This window comes from Massilia sp. UYP34, from assembly GCF_056279385.1.
Genome location: NZ_JBWBRF010000015.1, coordinates 86,418 through 100,228, shown reverse-complemented (window position 1 = coordinate 100,228; position 13,811 = coordinate 86,418). Strand labels below are relative to the sequence as shown.

The 13,811-nt window shown below is 65.0% G+C and carries 20 protein-coding genes; 11 read left to right on the top strand and 9 right to left on the bottom strand.

The window, feature by feature from the left end; translation table 11 throughout:
* Positions 1 to 15: 15 nt before the first annotated feature.
* The 4 genes from ACZ9AQ_RS19265 to ACZ9AQ_RS19250 all read right to left on the bottom strand — a co-directional run bounded on the left by ACZ9AQ_RS19265 (position 16) and on the right by ACZ9AQ_RS19250 (position 2,176).
* Positions 16 to 684, bottom strand: coding sequence for a YiaD family glycine zipper/OmpA-like lipoprotein (locus ACZ9AQ_RS19265; RefSeq protein WP_429206320.1), 669 nt, complete (start codon positions 682 to 684; stop codon positions 16 to 18).
* Between the two features lie 105 nt (positions 685 to 789).
* Positions 790 to 936, bottom strand: coding sequence for a lmo0937 family membrane protein (locus ACZ9AQ_RS19260; protein ID WP_005671362.1), 147 nt, complete (start codon positions 934 to 936; stop codon positions 790 to 792).
* A gap of 87 nt (positions 937 to 1,023) precedes the next feature.
* A complete protein-coding gene (locus tag ACZ9AQ_RS19255; protein ID WP_429206319.1) occupies positions 1,024 to 1,248 on the bottom strand; it encodes a hypothetical protein in 225 nt (74 codons plus the stop codon).
* A 211-nt stretch (positions 1,249 to 1,459) separates the two neighbouring features.
* Positions 1,460 to 2,176, bottom strand: coding sequence for an outer membrane lipoprotein (locus tag ACZ9AQ_RS19250; protein ID WP_429206318.1), 717 nt, complete (start codon positions 2,174 to 2,176; stop codon positions 1,460 to 1,462).
* A gap of 196 nt (positions 2,177 to 2,372) precedes the next feature.
* Here ACZ9AQ_RS19250 and ACZ9AQ_RS19245 point away from each other — a divergent pair, with 196 nt between their 5' ends.
* Positions 2,373 to 3,137, top strand: coding sequence for a Crp/Fnr family transcriptional regulator (locus ACZ9AQ_RS19245; protein ID WP_429206317.1), 765 nt, complete (start codon positions 2,373 to 2,375; stop codon positions 3,135 to 3,137).
* Between the two features lie 167 nt (positions 3,138 to 3,304).
* On the opposite strand, the gene ACZ9AQ_RS19240 is transcribed toward ACZ9AQ_RS19245, so the two are convergent.
* Together ACZ9AQ_RS19240 and ACZ9AQ_RS19235 are read right to left on the bottom strand one after the other, a co-directional pair.
* On the bottom strand, positions 3,305 to 3,526 hold the full coding sequence (locus ACZ9AQ_RS19240; RefSeq protein ID WP_109344196.1) for a glycine zipper 2TM domain-containing protein: 222 nt from the start codon (positions 3,524 to 3,526) through the stop codon (positions 3,305 to 3,307).
* A gap of 20 nt (positions 3,527 to 3,546) precedes the next feature.
* Positions 3,547 to 3,906, bottom strand: coding sequence for a BON domain-containing protein (locus tag ACZ9AQ_RS19235; protein ID WP_429206316.1), 360 nt, complete (start codon positions 3,904 to 3,906; stop codon positions 3,547 to 3,549).
* Between the two features lie 189 nt (positions 3,907 to 4,095).
* Between ACZ9AQ_RS19235 and ACZ9AQ_RS19230 the strand changes: the two genes are divergently transcribed.
* The 7 genes from ACZ9AQ_RS19230 (at position 4,096) to ACZ9AQ_RS19200 (ending at position 9,083) form a co-directional block, all read left to right on the top strand.
* The gene (locus ACZ9AQ_RS19230; protein ID WP_429206315.1) at positions 4,096 to 4,482 is read left to right on the top strand and encodes a DUF4398 domain-containing protein; all 387 of its coding nucleotides are present in this window, start codon (positions 4,096 to 4,098) and stop codon (positions 4,480 to 4,482) included.
* Between the two features lie 77 nt (positions 4,483 to 4,559).
* Positions 4,560 to 5,462, top strand: a complete 903-nt coding sequence (locus tag ACZ9AQ_RS19225) for an OmpA family protein (RefSeq protein WP_429206314.1) — start codon at positions 4,560 to 4,562, stop codon at positions 5,460 to 5,462.
* Positions 5,463 to 5,505: 43 nt separating this feature from the next.
* The gene (locus ACZ9AQ_RS19220; RefSeq protein WP_429206313.1) at positions 5,506 to 6,039 is read left to right on the top strand and encodes a ferritin-like domain-containing protein; all 534 of its coding nucleotides are present in this window, start codon (positions 5,506 to 5,508) and stop codon (positions 6,037 to 6,039) included.
* 100 nt (positions 6,040 to 6,139) lie between these two features.
* A complete protein-coding gene (locus ACZ9AQ_RS19215; protein ID WP_429206312.1) occupies positions 6,140 to 6,484 on the top strand; it encodes an ElaB/YgaM/YqjD family protein in 345 nt (114 codons plus the stop codon).
* Between the two features lie 14 nt (positions 6,485 to 6,498).
* Positions 6,499 to 6,885 carry a phage holin family protein gene (locus tag ACZ9AQ_RS19210; protein ID WP_429206311.1) on the top strand — a complete coding sequence of 129 codons (387 nt, stop codon included), beginning with the start codon at positions 6,499 to 6,501 and terminating at the stop codon, positions 6,883 to 6,885.
* Between the two features lie 191 nt (positions 6,886 to 7,076).
* The gene (locus ACZ9AQ_RS19205) at positions 7,077 to 7,460 is read left to right on the top strand and encodes a hypothetical protein (RefSeq protein WP_429206310.1); all 384 of its coding nucleotides are present in this window, start codon (positions 7,077 to 7,079) and stop codon (positions 7,458 to 7,460) included.
* A gap of 480 nt (positions 7,461 to 7,940) precedes the next feature.
* Positions 7,941 to 9,083, top strand: a complete 1,143-nt coding sequence (locus tag ACZ9AQ_RS19200) for a DUF3616 domain-containing protein (RefSeq protein WP_429206309.1) — start codon at positions 7,941 to 7,943, stop codon at positions 9,081 to 9,083.
* Between the two features lie 61 nt (positions 9,084 to 9,144).
* Here ACZ9AQ_RS19200 and ACZ9AQ_RS19195 read toward each other — a convergent pair whose 3' ends face one another.
* Entirely contained in the window at positions 9,145 to 9,510 is a 366-nt protein-coding gene (locus tag ACZ9AQ_RS19195; RefSeq protein WP_429206308.1) for a hypothetical protein, read from the bottom strand.
* Between the two features lie 93 nt (positions 9,511 to 9,603).
* Positions 9,604 to 10,068: an outer membrane lipoprotein gene (locus ACZ9AQ_RS19190; protein WP_429206307.1), complete on the bottom strand. Its 465-nt coding sequence runs from the start codon at positions 10,066 to 10,068 to the stop codon at positions 9,604 to 9,606.
* Positions 10,069 to 10,343: 275 nt separating this feature from the next.
* Here ACZ9AQ_RS19190 and ACZ9AQ_RS19185 point away from each other — a divergent pair, with 275 nt between their 5' ends.
* The 3 genes from ACZ9AQ_RS19185 (at position 10,344) to ACZ9AQ_RS19175 (ending at position 12,573) form a co-directional block, all read left to right on the top strand.
* Positions 10,344 to 10,889 (top strand): hypothetical protein, encoded by a 546-nt coding sequence (locus ACZ9AQ_RS19185; protein ID WP_429206306.1) that lies wholly within the window; start codon positions 10,344 to 10,346, stop codon positions 10,887 to 10,889.
* Positions 10,890 to 10,972: 83 nt separating this feature from the next.
* Positions 10,973 to 11,287, top strand: coding sequence for a BON domain-containing protein (locus ACZ9AQ_RS19180; RefSeq protein ID WP_429206305.1), 315 nt, complete (start codon positions 10,973 to 10,975; stop codon positions 11,285 to 11,287).
* Between the two features lie 44 nt (positions 11,288 to 11,331).
* On the top strand, positions 11,332 to 12,573 hold the full coding sequence (locus ACZ9AQ_RS19175) for an AI-2E family transporter (RefSeq protein WP_429206304.1): 1,242 nt from the start codon (positions 11,332 to 11,334) through the stop codon (positions 12,571 to 12,573).
* A gap of 233 nt (positions 12,574 to 12,806) precedes the next feature.
* On the opposite strand, the gene ACZ9AQ_RS19170 is transcribed toward ACZ9AQ_RS19175, so the two are convergent.
* On the bottom strand, positions 12,807 to 13,721 hold the full coding sequence (locus tag ACZ9AQ_RS19170; protein ID WP_429206303.1) for a YihY/virulence factor BrkB family protein: 915 nt from the start codon (positions 13,719 to 13,721) through the stop codon (positions 12,807 to 12,809).
* Positions 13,722 to 13,811: the final 90 nt, after the last annotated feature.

Here is a 13,811-nt window from a genome sequence, read left to right as displayed (position 1 = left end):
CGATGGGTGGAGCGATCAGCCGCGCGCCGGTTCGGCGACGTAGATCTCGACGCGGCGGTTGCGCGCCTTGCCCGCGTTGTCGTTGTTCGAGGCGATCGGTTCGCGCGAGCCGCGGCCTTCGATGGTGATGCGGTTCGGGTTCACGCCGCGGCCAGCCAGGAAGTCACGGGTGCGCGAGGCGCGGTCGACCGACAGTGGCTGGTTGATCGCATCGCTGCCGGTGCTGTCGGTGTGGCCGATGATGACGACATTGGTGCTCGGGTTCTCTTGCAGCGTCTGCGCGAAGCGCTGCAGGATCGGCTGGAAGTTGCCCTTGATGTCGGAGCGGCCGGTGTCGAACGAGATGTCGCTCGGGATTTCCAGCTTCAGGCGGTTGTCCTGGGTCTGGGTAACCTGCACGCCGGTGCCCTGAGTGGCTTGTTCCATCTGCTGCTTCTGCACTTCCATGCGCTTGGACCAGATGTTGCCGATCACGGCGCCCGCGGCCGCGCCGATGGCGGCGCCGCCGGCAACGCGGCCGCCGCCGCCGCCGCTGGTCGTGCCACCGATCAGGCCGCCCAGGCCGGCGCCGATGCCGGCGCCGGTCGCGGTGCCGCGCTGGGTGGTGGACATGTCGGCGCAACCGGTGGCGGTCAGGGCGATGATGGCGACCGCGGCGGTCGTCTTGATGAAGTTTTTATGCATATGCACTCCTTAAGTAAAAAAAAATCCGTTTCGTCGTCACGCCGTTACAGGCGCGACCGCGAAACGGATTGGGTGTTGCGACAAGCGTGACTTGTCATTCTACCGCTATATGCCGCGTCCGCTGATCAGGCGCACCAGGATCATGATGACGGCGACGACGAGCAGGATGTGGATGAAGCCGCCGATGGTGTACGAAGTCACCAGGCCGAGCAGCCACAGGATTACGAGAACGACAGCGATGGTATACAACATGGTGGTTTCTCCTCTACTGTTTGCGCCGGTTGCGCTGTGATTCCAGTATGTACTTGCTCACTGTTGAGTACCGTTCGATGGCGTACATTATGCGCAACTTTTTCGTTTCCGCAATCCGGGAATCCAGCCCATCATGCCCATCAGGCCGGTGCAGCCGATCAGGCAGGTGAGCAGGCCGCCCGCGATCAGGAACACGATGTCTTGCGGCTGCAGGTAACCCGCCCCATCGGGCGTCGGCCCGGCCGACAACAGGCCGAACAGAGTCAGTACGATTCCCCAGATGATGATGCCAATCCATGCCATGCTGTTCATGCGCTTCTCCCACGGTTGATGGTGTCCCACTTTTCGTTTCAGCGTGATTCGATTGTCGGGTCAGCTCATCCATATTTCCGTGCGCTGTCGCACATTGCACTCAGGAAAAAGTTTGGCCGGGACGCTTGCGCAATCCCGGCCATGTGCTAGCCATGCAGTCTGCCTGAATCACGTCATCGGATCCAAGCCCGTGGATTCAGGTCAGCCTGCTTCAGGCAACCGAGCGCAGCCGTCCGTTGACGATGCGCACGCGGTCGCCATTGCGCCATTGCGGTTCGCTGTTCTGGCGGAAGGTGCGCAGGGTGCCGTCGTCCAGGCGCACGCGGATCTCGTAGCTGGTGGTCGCCTTGATATTGCCTTCGACCTGGTTGCCGACCACGGCGCCGCCGATCGCGCCGGCCGCGGTGGCCAGGGTGCGGCCGGATCCGCCGCCGACCTGGTTGCCCAGCAGGCCGCCGATGACGGCGCCGCCGGCGGCGCCCAGGCCGCTGCCTTCGGCGCGCTGGGTGATGGCGCGGACCGATTCGACGTTGCCGCAGTTCGCGCACCAGTCGCGCGCATTGGCGGCTTGAAGCGGCTTGCTTTGCTTGACCGGCGCCGCGGGCGCAGGCGTCGGCGCAAGCTGCTGCACCGGGGCCGCCGGGACGGCCTGGACCGGCGCATAGGGCTGCTGTGCCGGCGCGAGCGGCGCGCCCGGATAGGCGGCGTAGCCCGGCCCCTGGTCGGGGACGTCTTGCGGCAGGGTGGAAGCCAGGGCCAGGCGGTCGGCTTCAGTCAGCTGGCGGTTGGCGGTGCCGCCGATCGAAGAAGGCAGCCAGCCCATGATGGCGGCCGTGCCGACCAGGCAGAACAGCACAACTGCGGCCGCCGCCAGCAGGAGCAGGGGGTGGGCGCGGTTCTTGACGGGATGGTGTGGGGGCGTATTCATCTTTATTCCTTTCATATGGCGTTGACGCCTAGGTACGATGATTGTCTTCAGGAACAACCTGAGGTTCGGTGCGTCACCGTACATACTCGCGCAAGGCGCGACGGTTACGCTCACTGAAATTGTTTGCAAATGTTTCTGGAACGGGGCGCATCCGGCTTGCCGCGTACTGATTCTTACGATTTTCTCCGAGGAAAGAATGAACTCTGCCGTCCATCCGCCCGTCGCCGAGTGTCACAGCAACCGGCTGCTGGCTGCGCTGCCGCCGCAAGAAATGGCGCGCATGCTGCCGATGCTGGACCAGGTCAGGGTCGAGGCGGGGCAAGTGTTGTGCGAAGCCGGCGATCTAATCGAACACATCTATTTTCCCCACGATTGCCTGGTGTCGCTGCTGGGCGTGGCCGAGGGGCGCATGACGCTCGAGGTCGGCCAGGTGGGACGCGAAGGCATGCTGGGGTTGACCAGCGCCCTCGGTCACGACACGACCCAGGTGCGCGCCGTCGTCCAGCGCGCCGGCAACGCCAGCCGCATGGATGGCGCGCGCTTTCGCAGCGAGGTCGAACGCAATCCTGCGCTGCAGAAAGTCCTGTACCGGTACACCGACGCCTTGCTGGCGCAGGCGATCCAGATCGCCGTCTGCAGCCGCTTTCACGTGCTGGAGGCGCGGCTGGCGCGCTCGCTGCTGGTCACGCGCGACCGCCTGCAATCCGATCGGTTCCACCTGACCCATGAATTCCTCGCGCACTCGCTCGGCGTGCGCCGCGTCGGCGTCACCAAGGCCGCCAGCGCGCTGCAGCAGCAGGGCCTGATCGACTATAGCCGCGGCAATATCGAGATCCTCGATCCCGAGGGCCTGGCCGCCGCAGCCTGCAGCTGTTACGCGATCGTCAGGGAAGCCGGCGCCATGCCGGTCGCGGACATGCCGGTCGCGGACATGCCGGTCGCGGACGGCCACGTCGACTAAGCCGGCGACGGCGCTGCGCCCCGGCTGCGCAAGGCCGTCCGGCCGTGCTGGCGAGATTCTTCCACGAACATCAAGGCGCTGGACCCGCTCTCATCGACGGCTTACGGGTACCGCACCAACACAAACGCCCGGCATGCCGGGCGTTTGCTGTCGAGCGGAGACCTGGATCAGTTGGTGGTCTTGACCTGATTGCCGATCACGCCACCGACGGCCGCGCCGCCCACGGTGCCGAGCGCGCTGCCGCCGCTCACCGCGCCGCCCAGCACTGCACCGGCGCCGGCGCCGATGGCGGTGTTGCGGTCTTGCTTCGACATGTTCGAGCAGCCGACCATGCCGAAGGCGGCGGTTGCCAGGGTTGCGGTCACTACCAGCGATTTGATGTTTTTCATGATGATCTCCATTGATGGGGTTATTTCAGGCGCAGGTCATTCCTGACCGATTTGACGCCCTTGACAGTTCGCGCGACCGAGGCCGCCGCGGCTACGCTGTCGGCCGAGCTGACGAAGCCGCTGAGCCGGACAATGCCTTGGTAAGTGTCGACATCGAGATCGGAAACCGTCAGTTCGGGGTCGTGCTTGATGGCGCTGCGCACGCCGGCGCTGATGGCTTCGTCATTGACGGTTTCTTCACTGCCGAAACCGGGAATGCCTGAGGCGCAACCTGCCAGCGGTCCGCAAGCCAGGAAGGCCAGCAGGACTGGAATACTCGCGTGACGCTTGATGCTCGATCCATTCATTCGGGTATGTCGTTTCTCGGTGACTTGGCTCAAGACTAGAGTCCGTTGCTAATTTGATCTGTTCGGCAACACACAGTGACCGCCCCATGTTGTTACAAGGTGTTTCCGCCGCGTCGCGGTTATGGCTTTGTTGTAGGAGAAATGAATGTGCGTCAACGAACTGAGTGCCGTGCATAACAGGTTTATAACGTTCTCTACAACACTTCCCCAGGAGAATATGCGATGAATAAACATCAAGCGATGACCGGGCTTCGCCTCAGCTGCGCCGCCGTAGTACTGACACTGACCGCCTGCGCAAGCCCCGACCAGGCGCCCGCCACGGCCGACGTGGCGGTCTCGCGCAATGCAGTCGAGAACGCCGTGGCGGCCGGCGCCGCCGAACTGGCGCCAGCTGAGATCAGCGCCGCCCGCGAGAAGATGGGACGCGCCAACCAGGCCCTGGCCGCGCGCGACTACAAGCTGGCGCGCGAACTGGCGGTCCAGGCCCAGGCCGACGCCAAGCTGGCGCAGAGCAAGGCCGTGTCGGCCAAGGCGACCGCCGCCTCGACCCAGCTGAACGAAGACTTGCGCGTGCTGCGCGAAGAGGTCGACCGCGCCAACAGCCAGTGAGATCACCCTTGACGTCCGCATTGAACGCATGAGTCCGCGCCGTCGAACGGCGCTTCAACAAGAAGAGGAACAAGAACATGAAAAACCGTAAATCCGCCGTCTCGATCCTGGCCGCCGCCGTGCTGGCCGCCGCCTGCGCCAGCGCCCCGGTGACCACCGCGACCCTGGACCAGGCGCGCGCCGACTTCGTCAGCGCCAACAACAATCCGCAGGTGTCGACCTATGCGCCGCTGGAGTTCAAACAGGCCAGCGAAGCGCTCGATCAGGCCAACCAGGCCGCGCATCGCCGCGAAAGCCTGGCAGATGTCGACCGCCTGGCCTACGTCGCCAAGCAGCGCATCGCCACCGCGCAGGAAGTCGCCAAGGCCAAGGCCGCCGAAGCCGACATCGCCGACGCCGCGCGCCAGCGCGACCAGGTCCGCCTCGAGGCGCGCACCGCGGAAGCCGAGCGCGCCAAGCGCGAGGCCGAAGCCGCCACCGCCGCAGCCCAGCAGGCGCAGGCGCAAGCCCAGGCCGCCCAGCAGCAGAACGCCGCCCTGGCCGAGCGCACCGCCCACCTGGAAGCCTTGCTGAACGACATCCAGGCCGTCAAGACCGAGCGCGGCTACGTGGTGACGATCGGCGACGTGCTGTTCGCCACCAACCAGGCGACCCTGAATCCGAACGGAATGTCGACCCTGCGCAAGCTGGCCGACGTGATGCGCGAGAACCCGGACCGTACGGTGCTGGTCGAAGGGTTTACGGACAGTACCGGCAGCGCGAGCTACAACCAGGACCTGTCGCAGCGCCGCGCCAACGCGGTCGCCAGCGCCCTGGGCGAAATGGGCGTGCCGCGCGACCGCATCTCGATGAAGGCCTACGGCCAGGCGTTCCCGGTGGCGTCGAACGACAACGCGTCCGGCCGCCAGCAGAACCGCCGCGTCGAGATCGTGCTGTCCAACGATGGCGCGCAGATTCCCCCACGCGCCGCAATGCGCTGAACCACGCTGAAGCACTGAGCTGAACACTGATTGAGGAAATACCATGGAACAGACGAACAACCTGGCGCACGGCTTCGACATCGCGGCGATCCGGCGTGCGGCGGCCAATCTCGATGACGGCGCCGTCACCGAGGGTTACCAGGCCGACCGCGAAGCGGTCATCGCGATGCTCAACGACGCCCTGGCCACCGAACTGCTGTGCGTGATGCGCTACAAGCGCCATTACTACACGGTGGCTGGTCCCAACACGGGTCACATCAAGGCCGAGTTCCTCGAGCATGCCCGGCAAGAGCAGGACCACGCCGACCGCATCGCCGAACGCATCGTGCAGCTCAACGGCTCGCCGAACTTCAACCCGGCCACGTTTACCGCGCGCAGCCATGCCGAGTACGACGAGTCCGACGACGTGCAGGCGATGGTGCGGGCCGACCTGATCGCCGAGCGGGTGGCGATCGAGTCCTACCGCCAGATGATCGCGGTGATCGGCGACAAGGATCCCACCACGCGCAACATGCTCATCGACATCATGGCAGTCGAGGAAGAGCATGCCGACGATATGCGCGACCTGCTGGCGTGAGTCGTCGACCGTTCGGGCGCGGTCCAGGGCCAGGCGCTGGACCGCGCCGGATTGTCCGCGTCCGGCTTTATCAAATGATTTTCAGTGACAGGAGTAGAACATGCTAGAAACTTCCCGCAATACCAACGGCAGCATGCACCCGATCAGCGGCAGCACCTATGCGACCCAGTCCGACATGAAAGCGCTGGTGCGCGATGCCCAGTCGATGCTGACCGCGGCCGCTTCGCTGACCGGCGAAAAGGCCGAGGAGCTGCGCGCACGCGGCATGGAGCTGCTCGACCGCGCCCTGGGTGGCGCCAGCCTGCTGCCGACCCAGGCAGTGGAAAAGGGCAAGGAACTGGCCCACACGGCCGATGTCTACGTGAAGGGCAATCCGTGGCGCACGATGGCGATCGCGGCCGGCGTCGGTGTGCTGCTCGGCGTCCTGCTGAGCCGCAGGCAATAGGGCCGGGGGCAGACGTGGATAAACAAGACGCAATCGTACATAACCCCGGTGTCATCGGCGGCATTTCCAGCCTGTTCAAGAGCCTGTTCGGGCTGGCGGTATCGCGCGTCGAACTGGCGGCGCTCGAGCTGTCCGAGATCCGCAACCACGTGATCGAGCTGCTGGCCATCTTCGCGGCGGCGGTGCTGGCGGTGTGGTTCGCCATCGCCTTCGGCGCCATGACGGTGGTGGCGCTGGCATGGGACGCAATGGGCTGGACCATCCTGCTGATCATGTTTGCGGTGTTCGCCCTGATCACGGCAGTGCTGGTGACGAAGGGACTCGCGCTGCTCAAGCAGAACAAGCTGGCGTTTCCGGCGACGATGAAAGAGCTCAAGAACGACCGCGAAATGCTGTTATAGGCGGTTGTGATAAAGCGGCTGCAATGAGCGGACGGCTGGAATAAACGGGCTCTAGTAAAAACAGGCTGTCATAAGCGGGCTGCAATAAGCGGGCTGTTACAGGCGGGCTGCTGTAGATAGCTGTGATGAGCGCCTGCCGGGACGGGCGAGCATAAGCCGCGATAACAGGCGGTGTCACCAAGGGAGAAAGTATGCAGAATCAAAACGGAACGACAGGATTGGCCGGTCACCAGCACAGCCTCGATCCGGCGGTGCGCAAGGCAGAACTATTGCGTGAGGGCGAGTTCTTCCGAGCAGGCGTGGCGCACGCCAAGGCCAGCATCCAGTACGGCATCAAGCCCGAAGTCATGCTGCACTCGGCGATGGATCACGCGACCTGGGCCTTGCGCGCCCGGGCCGATGCCCTGCTGAAGCCAACCGGAACCAATGTGTCGGTGCTGTTGCCATATGCGCTGGGCGTGATCAATTTCGTACGCCAGCGCCGGCTGGGTAAGCCGGCGGCGGGCGCCGCCCTGGTGCTGGGCGCACTGGGCTGGTACGTCAATCGCAAACGGGCGCGGCAAATACCAGAATAAGGGTAAGCTGTTTTTGACACGTTGCCGCAACGAGTTTGCGGCAATCGCCGGCCAAAATACAGGCTGGAGCGTATGGTCGGCACATGCGGGCAGTCCATGCGACCGATGCGGCTGGCGGATTCGACCGGCACATGCGCAGTCGCCGCCATCCAAGAACGACAGGGCGGATCGTGCAGTACAGAATATGGTGGGGCTTGAGCGGCGTCGCAATCGTTGATTGGACGCCGTCTTTTTTTGCCGGCCGCGGCGCCTTGCCCGTAAGCTGGTTCGTGACAGCGTAGCTTGCCACGCGCTTGCCATGCTCCGCTGCTTGCTCTGGGCATATAACGCACGTCGCGACGGATGGTTGACGCGGCGTGGTATTTTTTCGTTATCGCTTCCTGCGCAAGGCTTGGCATAGATCGCGTGACATGCGCAAGCCGGGCGCTGCGCCCAAGTCCATGGGGTATGCTGGCGTCAATACCGATCGCGAGGCGCAGCATGCATCCATCCAATATCGTCCTGCTCGAATTCCATCCTGACCGCAATGACCTCAGCCCCGACAAGGAATTGCGCAACGGGCTGTCGGTGGCCCTGCGCATGGGCGATACCTTGTGGCTGGCCAATGATGAGTCGCTCACCATCGAGCGCCTGACCCTGGCCGCCGAGGACAAACGCGGCAAGACCAGTTTCGCTCGCGGACACCACCAGTTCGCGCTGCACGACTTTCTGCAGCTGCCCTTGCCACCGCATGACGAAGAAGGCAAGCGCATGCACGAAGCCGATATCGAGGGCCTGGCCAGCGACGGCGACTATCTGTGGGTGACCGGTTCGCATAGCCTGCGCCGCAGGCGGCCGGACCAGGGCGATGGGGGGCGGCGCACGCGCAAGCGCCTGGCCAGCGTCGGCGCCGACGGCAACCGCTATCTGCTGGCGCGCATCCCCCTCGTCAGGCAGGATGGCGGCTTCACGCTGCAGAAGGAGGCCGTGCACAGGGGCAAGCGGCGCACCGCGGCGCTGCTGCGCGGCGACGAGCACGGCAACGAATTGACCGGACTGCTGCGGCAGGACGAGCACTTCGGTCCGTTCCTGGCCATTCCCGGCAAGGACAACGGTTTCGATATCGAAGGCATCGCCCTGGCCGGCACGCGCGTGCTGCTGGGCTTGCGCGGCCCGGTGCTGCGCGGCTGGGCCGCGATCGTCGAAGTGGCGCCGGTCGACGATGGCGAAGAGGGCTGGCTACGGCTGGCGCCGCTCGACGCTGAAGGCGCCCTGTACCGCAAGCATTTTCTCGACCTGGATGGCCTGGGCATCCGCGACCTGTGCGTGCATGGCAAGGATCTCCTGATCCTGGCCGGGCCGACGATGGACCTCGATGGGCCGGTGACGCTGCTGCGCTGGCCCGGCGGGGCGCGGCCGGACAAGGCCTCGGCGCTGAGCCGGGACATGCTCGAACACGTGCTGTCGCTGCCGTTCGGGCAGGGCGTCGATCACCCGGAAGGCATTTCGCTGTTTTCGAGCCGGGACGGGCGCGAAGAAGGGCTGCTGGTGGTGCACGACGCGGCGTCGCCCAGTCGCCAGATCGGCGACAGCATCCTGGTGGCGGATGTCTATACACTGCCGCCGCGGCGTGAAAAGAAATAGGCGAAAAAAACGGCCAGTAGAATGGCCGTCAGTGCGTTTGCCGAAGCGTTGCTTGCCCGGCTTAATGCCGCGGCATCGGTTTGCCGAGCTGCGCCGTCTCGCGCTGCCAGGTCGCGCGCGCCTGCTCCATGCACGACTTGCGTTCGGCCGTCGGCGCCTTGCGGCAGGCGTTCTGCGCCTCCTGCAGCGCCGCGCCGAGTTCCTTGCGCAGCGTCTGCTGTTGCGGATCGTCGCGATACCAGCGCGGCGGGTCGCCTTGCGCGATTTCCTGCGCCTGCTGGCGGCCGACGATCGGGTTGACGGTCGCGTCAGTGCCGGCTTGCGTGGTCGCAGTGGTTTGCGCGGACACGTGAGCCGATGCCGCGAAGGCGGCGCCGGCCAGTGCGCAGGCGCAGGCGCCGCGCACGATGCGGGTGAAAGTAGCCATGGTTGCCTCCAGCTGGTCAATGGCCGGCGCGCCGGCCGGAACGCATGGTGGCGGGCAGGGCGTCATGCGCCTGCCCGCCACCATGCCGGCAAATCAATAGCGGTAGACGCGGCCGTCGACGATGCGCACGCGGTTGCCCACGCGCAGATCGTAGGCGCTGTCCTGGGTCACGGCGCGGTATTCGCCATTATCCATGCGCATATTGATCTGGTACATCTCCGGTCCCGCTGCATTGCGGTTCTTCTCGACGTTGTTGCCAACGACGGCGCCAGCCAGACCGCCGGCCACCGTGGCCGCGGTACGGCCGCTGCCGCTGCCGATCTGGCTGCCGGCCAGCGCGCCGACGACACCGCCCAGCACGCCGCCGGCGCCGCTGGTGCGGTTCTCGCCCTGGACCACCTGGATCGATTCGATCACGCCGTAGCCAGCCGAGGCGGTGCTGCTGCCCGAGCCGTATCCGTTGTTGTAGCCGTATGGCTGGGAGCTGTTGCTGGCGCAGCCGGTGAGGAGTGCGCCGGTCGCCATTAGAGCGACGATAAATTTACGATTAGCATTCATGTTGTTCTCCTGACAAAAGTATGGACTCAGAATAATCAGGTGGGTAACGAGGGTCTGTGCGTTGCCGCACCTACCTTGCTCCGAGGGTCGTGCCCGCCGCTATCAAACTCCGCCGGCATCGTTTGACGCGGCACGTCTCGGCAATCCAGTTGTTCTATATCTACACACCTATAGGCGTGCGCCAAGAGTCTGCCTGTTGTGTTCGGCATCGAACAGAAGACGAGTGCGCGGCATGTAAAGATATGTCCAGTGTTGACAAATGGAGAACAAAAACAATGAAAACGTCGCATGCGATCCTCTTGATTGGCGCGGTTCTCGGCTGGACGGGCCAGGCTGGCGCCCAGCAGCTGGAACCGAAGGCCGTCTACCAGCAGGCAATGGACGCCGCCGAGACCGTCTACGACGCCGCCAAGACGCGCTGCGATGCGTTGGCCGGCATCCCGCACGACATCTGCGTGGCCGACGCCCGCGCCGCCCGCGTTCGCGTCGAGGAAGAAGCGGACGCCGCCTACAAGAACACGCTGGCGGCCTATACCCAGGCGCGTATGCGCATCGCCTCGGCGTATTACGAGCGCGACAAGACGCGCTGCGGCGCCGCGGTCGGCAACGACCGCGAAGTGTGCCAGCGCCTGGCCAAGGCGACCCTGGTGGCCAGCCAGGCCGACGCGCGGGCCGACCGCAAGGCGATCGAGGCGCGCCTCGAAGCGCAGGGCGCCAAGATCGACGCCGAATACCGTGTCGCACTGCAGAAGTGCGATGCCTTCGCCGGTGACGTCAAGGAAGGGTGCGTCAGCACCACCCGGACGGCCTACGGCAAATAAAGAACCTGCGGGCCGGATTGCCGGCGCCGCCCAACCCGCCCGCAAGGGTATTGCACCACCATGATTATCAATAAGGAGCCATCATGAAAATCGCCAAGAACCTCATTTCCGCCGCTTTCGTCGCTACCGTCGCCATCACCGCGGTCGGCTGCTCGTCGACCAACCAGCAGGCCAGCACCGGCGAGTACATCGACGACGCCGTGATCACCACCAAGGTCAAGGCCGCCCTGGTCAACGACCCGAACGTGAAGGCACGCGAAGTCAACGTCGAAACCTTCAAGGGCGACGTCCAGCTGTCGGGCTTCGTGGCAGATGCACGCGATGCGCAGCGCGCCGTCGAGATCGCACGTGGCGTCAAGGGCGTCACGTCGGTCAAGAATGACATCCGTGTGAAATAATACGCAGGTAACCGGGGCGGCCCGGCATTTCGTTCAGGCATACCATGCAGCTAGCACCAACCGATCCGGCCACGCCGGCAGCATCCAACCCTTCGCCTGAATTAGCCGCCCCTGACGCCGCCCGCGCGGACACGCGCGCGGCCGGCGACGACATCACATTGCACATCGGCGGCATGCGCGTGCCGTTGCACGTCAATGCGCGCGGGCTGTCACTCGGCATCCTCGCCACCATCGCCTTCGTATTCGCGCTCCAATGGGCGCAGAAATTCTTCGTGCCGCTGTTGCTCGGCATTCTGATCGCCTATACCCTCAATCCTGTCGTGCGCTGGCTCGAGCGCTGGCACGTCAAGCGCATCATCGGCGCCACCCTGGTCACGGCCGTGATCGTGGGCGCGATGGCGGGCACCCTGTACCGGCTGCAGGGCGAATTCTTCAACATCCTCGACGAGTTGCCGACGCTGACCCACAAGATCACGCGCATCCTCACCAATACCAGCGGCCAGCGTTCGACCCTGCAGCAGATGCAGGCGGCGGCGGCCGAGATCGAGCGCGCCGCGAGCAACGTCGGCGCCGACGCCAAGCGCCTGGCGCAGCAGCGGCGCCAGTATCCGCCGCCGGCCGCCGCGGCGAGTTCGCCGATCCGCGTGATGGACTGGGTGCTGGCCGGCTCCATGAGCCTGGCCGCTTTCATGTCGCAAGCGACCATGGTCGTGTTCCTGGTGTTCTTCCTGCTGCTGGCTGGCGACACCTTCAAGCGCAAGCTGGTCAAGCTCACAGGTCCTTCGCTCACACGCAAGAAAGTCACGGTCCACATCCTGGACGACATCAACACCTCGATCCAGAGCTATATGTTCATGCTCCTGGTAACCAACGTTCTGCTCGCCCTCATGATGTGGGGCGCGCTGCGCCTGATCGGCCTCGAGAACGCCGGCGCCTGGGCCGCCTTCGCCGGCGTGGCGCACCTGATGCCGTATTTCGGCCCCCTCGTCATCACGGTCGCGACCGGCTTGGCGGCTTTCCTCCAGTTCGAGACCCTGAGCATGGTGATGCTGGTGGGCGGGGCCTCGATGGCGATCGCGACCCTGGTCGGCATGGTCGTCGCCACCTGGATGACCGGCAAGATCGCGCGCATGAATCCGGCAGCGGTCTTCGTCAGCCTGCTGTTCTGGGGTTGGTTGTGGGGCGTATGGGGCTTGCTGCTCGGGGTGCCGGTGGTGATGGTGCTGAAGGTGGTGGCCGAGCGGGTCGAGGGGATGGAAGTGGTGTCGGAGCTGTTGGGCGAGTAGGGTTGGCCGGGGCGCGCAGCCGGCTAAGAGCTATCCCGGTAGGTGGGAGTCGCTCCTGGCGCGCCGGGCAAGCGTGCGCTGCGTTGCTCACGCCCGCCATGCATCACCATGAGCTTCCCCCTGCCTACCGGGGTAGACTCTAAGCCGCGGTGATGGTTGGCGGCGAGATCATCCGGCACGACAGCGGAGCCTGTTCCAATCACCGCGTCGGCGGCCAAGCCGCCGACCCTACCTCAGGCGGTGCTGGTCTTCGGTTCGACGCCAGTGATTTCTTTCGGCTTGTTGCGCAAGCTGCCCATCTGCACGGCGTATTGGCGCGCAAATTCGGCGCCCAGGAAGAAGATCTGCGCCGAGTAATATACCCACAGCAGCAGGGCGATCAGCGAACCGGCGGCGCCGAAGCTGTCGGTGGTGCCGCTGTTGCCGATGTAGAGCCCGATCCCGAACTTACCCAGCGTGAACATCGCGGCGGTGCCGAGCGCGCCGATGGTGACGTCCTTCCAGGACAGCCGCACACGCGGCAGCAGCTTGTAGATCACGCCGAACAGCGTGGCGATGACCAGGAAGCCGATGCCGGAGGCGATCCAGCCCATGATGATGGCGGCTTCCTGCCACACACCGGTGATGAACTTTTCGGCCACCGTGGTGGCGGCGCTGACGACCAGGGATACCATCAGCAGGAAACCCAGCACCAGGACCATGCCGAACGACAGCAGGCGGGTGCGGACCGTATTCCAGATGCCGGCATCCGGCGGGGCCGGGAGGCCCCAGATCTCGTCCAGGCTGTCCTTGAGCTCGGAAAACACGGTGGTGGCGCCGACGATCAGCAGCACGGTGGCGACGATCGTGGCGAAGCGGCCGGTTTCCTTGTTCTGGGCGCCGGCCAGGATGGCCTGGATCGTATCCGCGCCCTGCGTACCCAGCAGCCCGCGCAGTTCGGCCAGCAACTGGCCTTGCGCCGCTTCCTCGCCGTAGAAGAAGCCGGCGACGGCGATCACCAGCACCAGGATCGGCGCCAGCGAAAACAGGGTGTAGAAGGCCAGTGCCGCGCCCTTGCTGGAGGCACGGTGGTCCAGCCATTCCGTCACCGCGCAGCGCAGCACTTTCAGAATCTGGTGCGTGTAAGGGAACCATTTCGTAACTGCCATATCGCATCCTCCAAATGAAAAGGGGGCCGAAGCCCCCTGGTCAAGCGTTGCCGCGACCACCCGCTCCCCCGGCCGCCGTACGGGACGGCG

Excerpts from the sequence above, each read along its gene's own strand:
- ACZ9AQ_RS19260 (WP_005671362.1), bottom strand. The coding sequence starts at position 936 with ATGTTGTATACCATCGCTGTCGTTCTCGTAATCCTGTGGCTGCTCGGC.
- ACZ9AQ_RS19195 (WP_429206308.1), bottom strand. The coding sequence starts at position 9,510 with ATGGCTACTTTCACCCGCATCGTGCGCGGCGCCTGCGCCTGCGCACTG.
- ACZ9AQ_RS19180 (WP_429206305.1), top strand. The coding sequence starts at position 10,973 with ATGAAAATCGCCAAGAACCTCATTTCCGCCGCTTTCGTCGCTACCGTC.
- ACZ9AQ_RS19230 (WP_429206315.1), top strand. The coding sequence starts at position 4,096 with ATGAATAAACATCAAGCGATGACCGGGCTTCGCCTCAGCTGCGCCGCC.
- ACZ9AQ_RS19170 (WP_429206303.1), bottom strand. The coding sequence starts at position 13,721 with ATGGCAGTTACGAAATGGTTCCCTTACACGCACCAGATTCTGAAAGTG.
- ACZ9AQ_RS19245 (WP_429206317.1), top strand. The coding sequence starts at position 2,373 with ATGAACTCTGCCGTCCATCCGCCCGTCGCCGAGTGTCACAGCAACCGG.
- ACZ9AQ_RS19255 (WP_429206319.1), bottom strand. The coding sequence starts at position 1,248 with ATGAACAGCATGGCATGGATTGGCATCATCATCTGGGGAATCGTACTG.
- ACZ9AQ_RS19200 (WP_429206309.1), top strand. The coding sequence starts at position 7,941 with ATGCATCCATCCAATATCGTCCTGCTCGAATTCCATCCTGACCGCAAT.
- ACZ9AQ_RS19175 (WP_429206304.1), top strand. The coding sequence starts at position 11,332 with ATGCAGCTAGCACCAACCGATCCGGCCACGCCGGCAGCATCCAACCCT.
- ACZ9AQ_RS19205 (WP_429206310.1), top strand. The coding sequence starts at position 7,077 with ATGCAGAATCAAAACGGAACGACAGGATTGGCCGGTCACCAGCACAGC.
- ACZ9AQ_RS19240 (WP_109344196.1), bottom strand. The coding sequence starts at position 3,526 with ATGAAAAACATCAAATCGCTGGTAGTGACCGCAACCCTGGCAACCGCC.
- ACZ9AQ_RS19250 (WP_429206318.1), bottom strand. The coding sequence starts at position 2,176 with ATGAATACGCCCCCACACCATCCCGTCAAGAACCGCGCCCACCCCCTG.
- ACZ9AQ_RS19225 (WP_429206314.1), top strand. The coding sequence starts at position 4,560 with ATGAAAAACCGTAAATCCGCCGTCTCGATCCTGGCCGCCGCCGTGCTG.
- ACZ9AQ_RS19220 (WP_429206313.1), top strand. The coding sequence starts at position 5,506 with ATGGAACAGACGAACAACCTGGCGCACGGCTTCGACATCGCGGCGATC.
- ACZ9AQ_RS19185 (WP_429206306.1), top strand. The coding sequence starts at position 10,344 with ATGAAAACGTCGCATGCGATCCTCTTGATTGGCGCGGTTCTCGGCTGG.
- ACZ9AQ_RS19215 (WP_429206312.1), top strand. The coding sequence starts at position 6,140 with ATGCTAGAAACTTCCCGCAATACCAACGGCAGCATGCACCCGATCAGC.
- ACZ9AQ_RS19190 (WP_429206307.1), bottom strand. The coding sequence starts at position 10,068 with ATGAATGCTAATCGTAAATTTATCGTCGCTCTAATGGCGACCGGCGCA.
- ACZ9AQ_RS19265 (WP_429206320.1), bottom strand. The coding sequence starts at position 684 with ATGCATAAAAACTTCATCAAGACGACCGCCGCGGTCGCCATCATCGCC.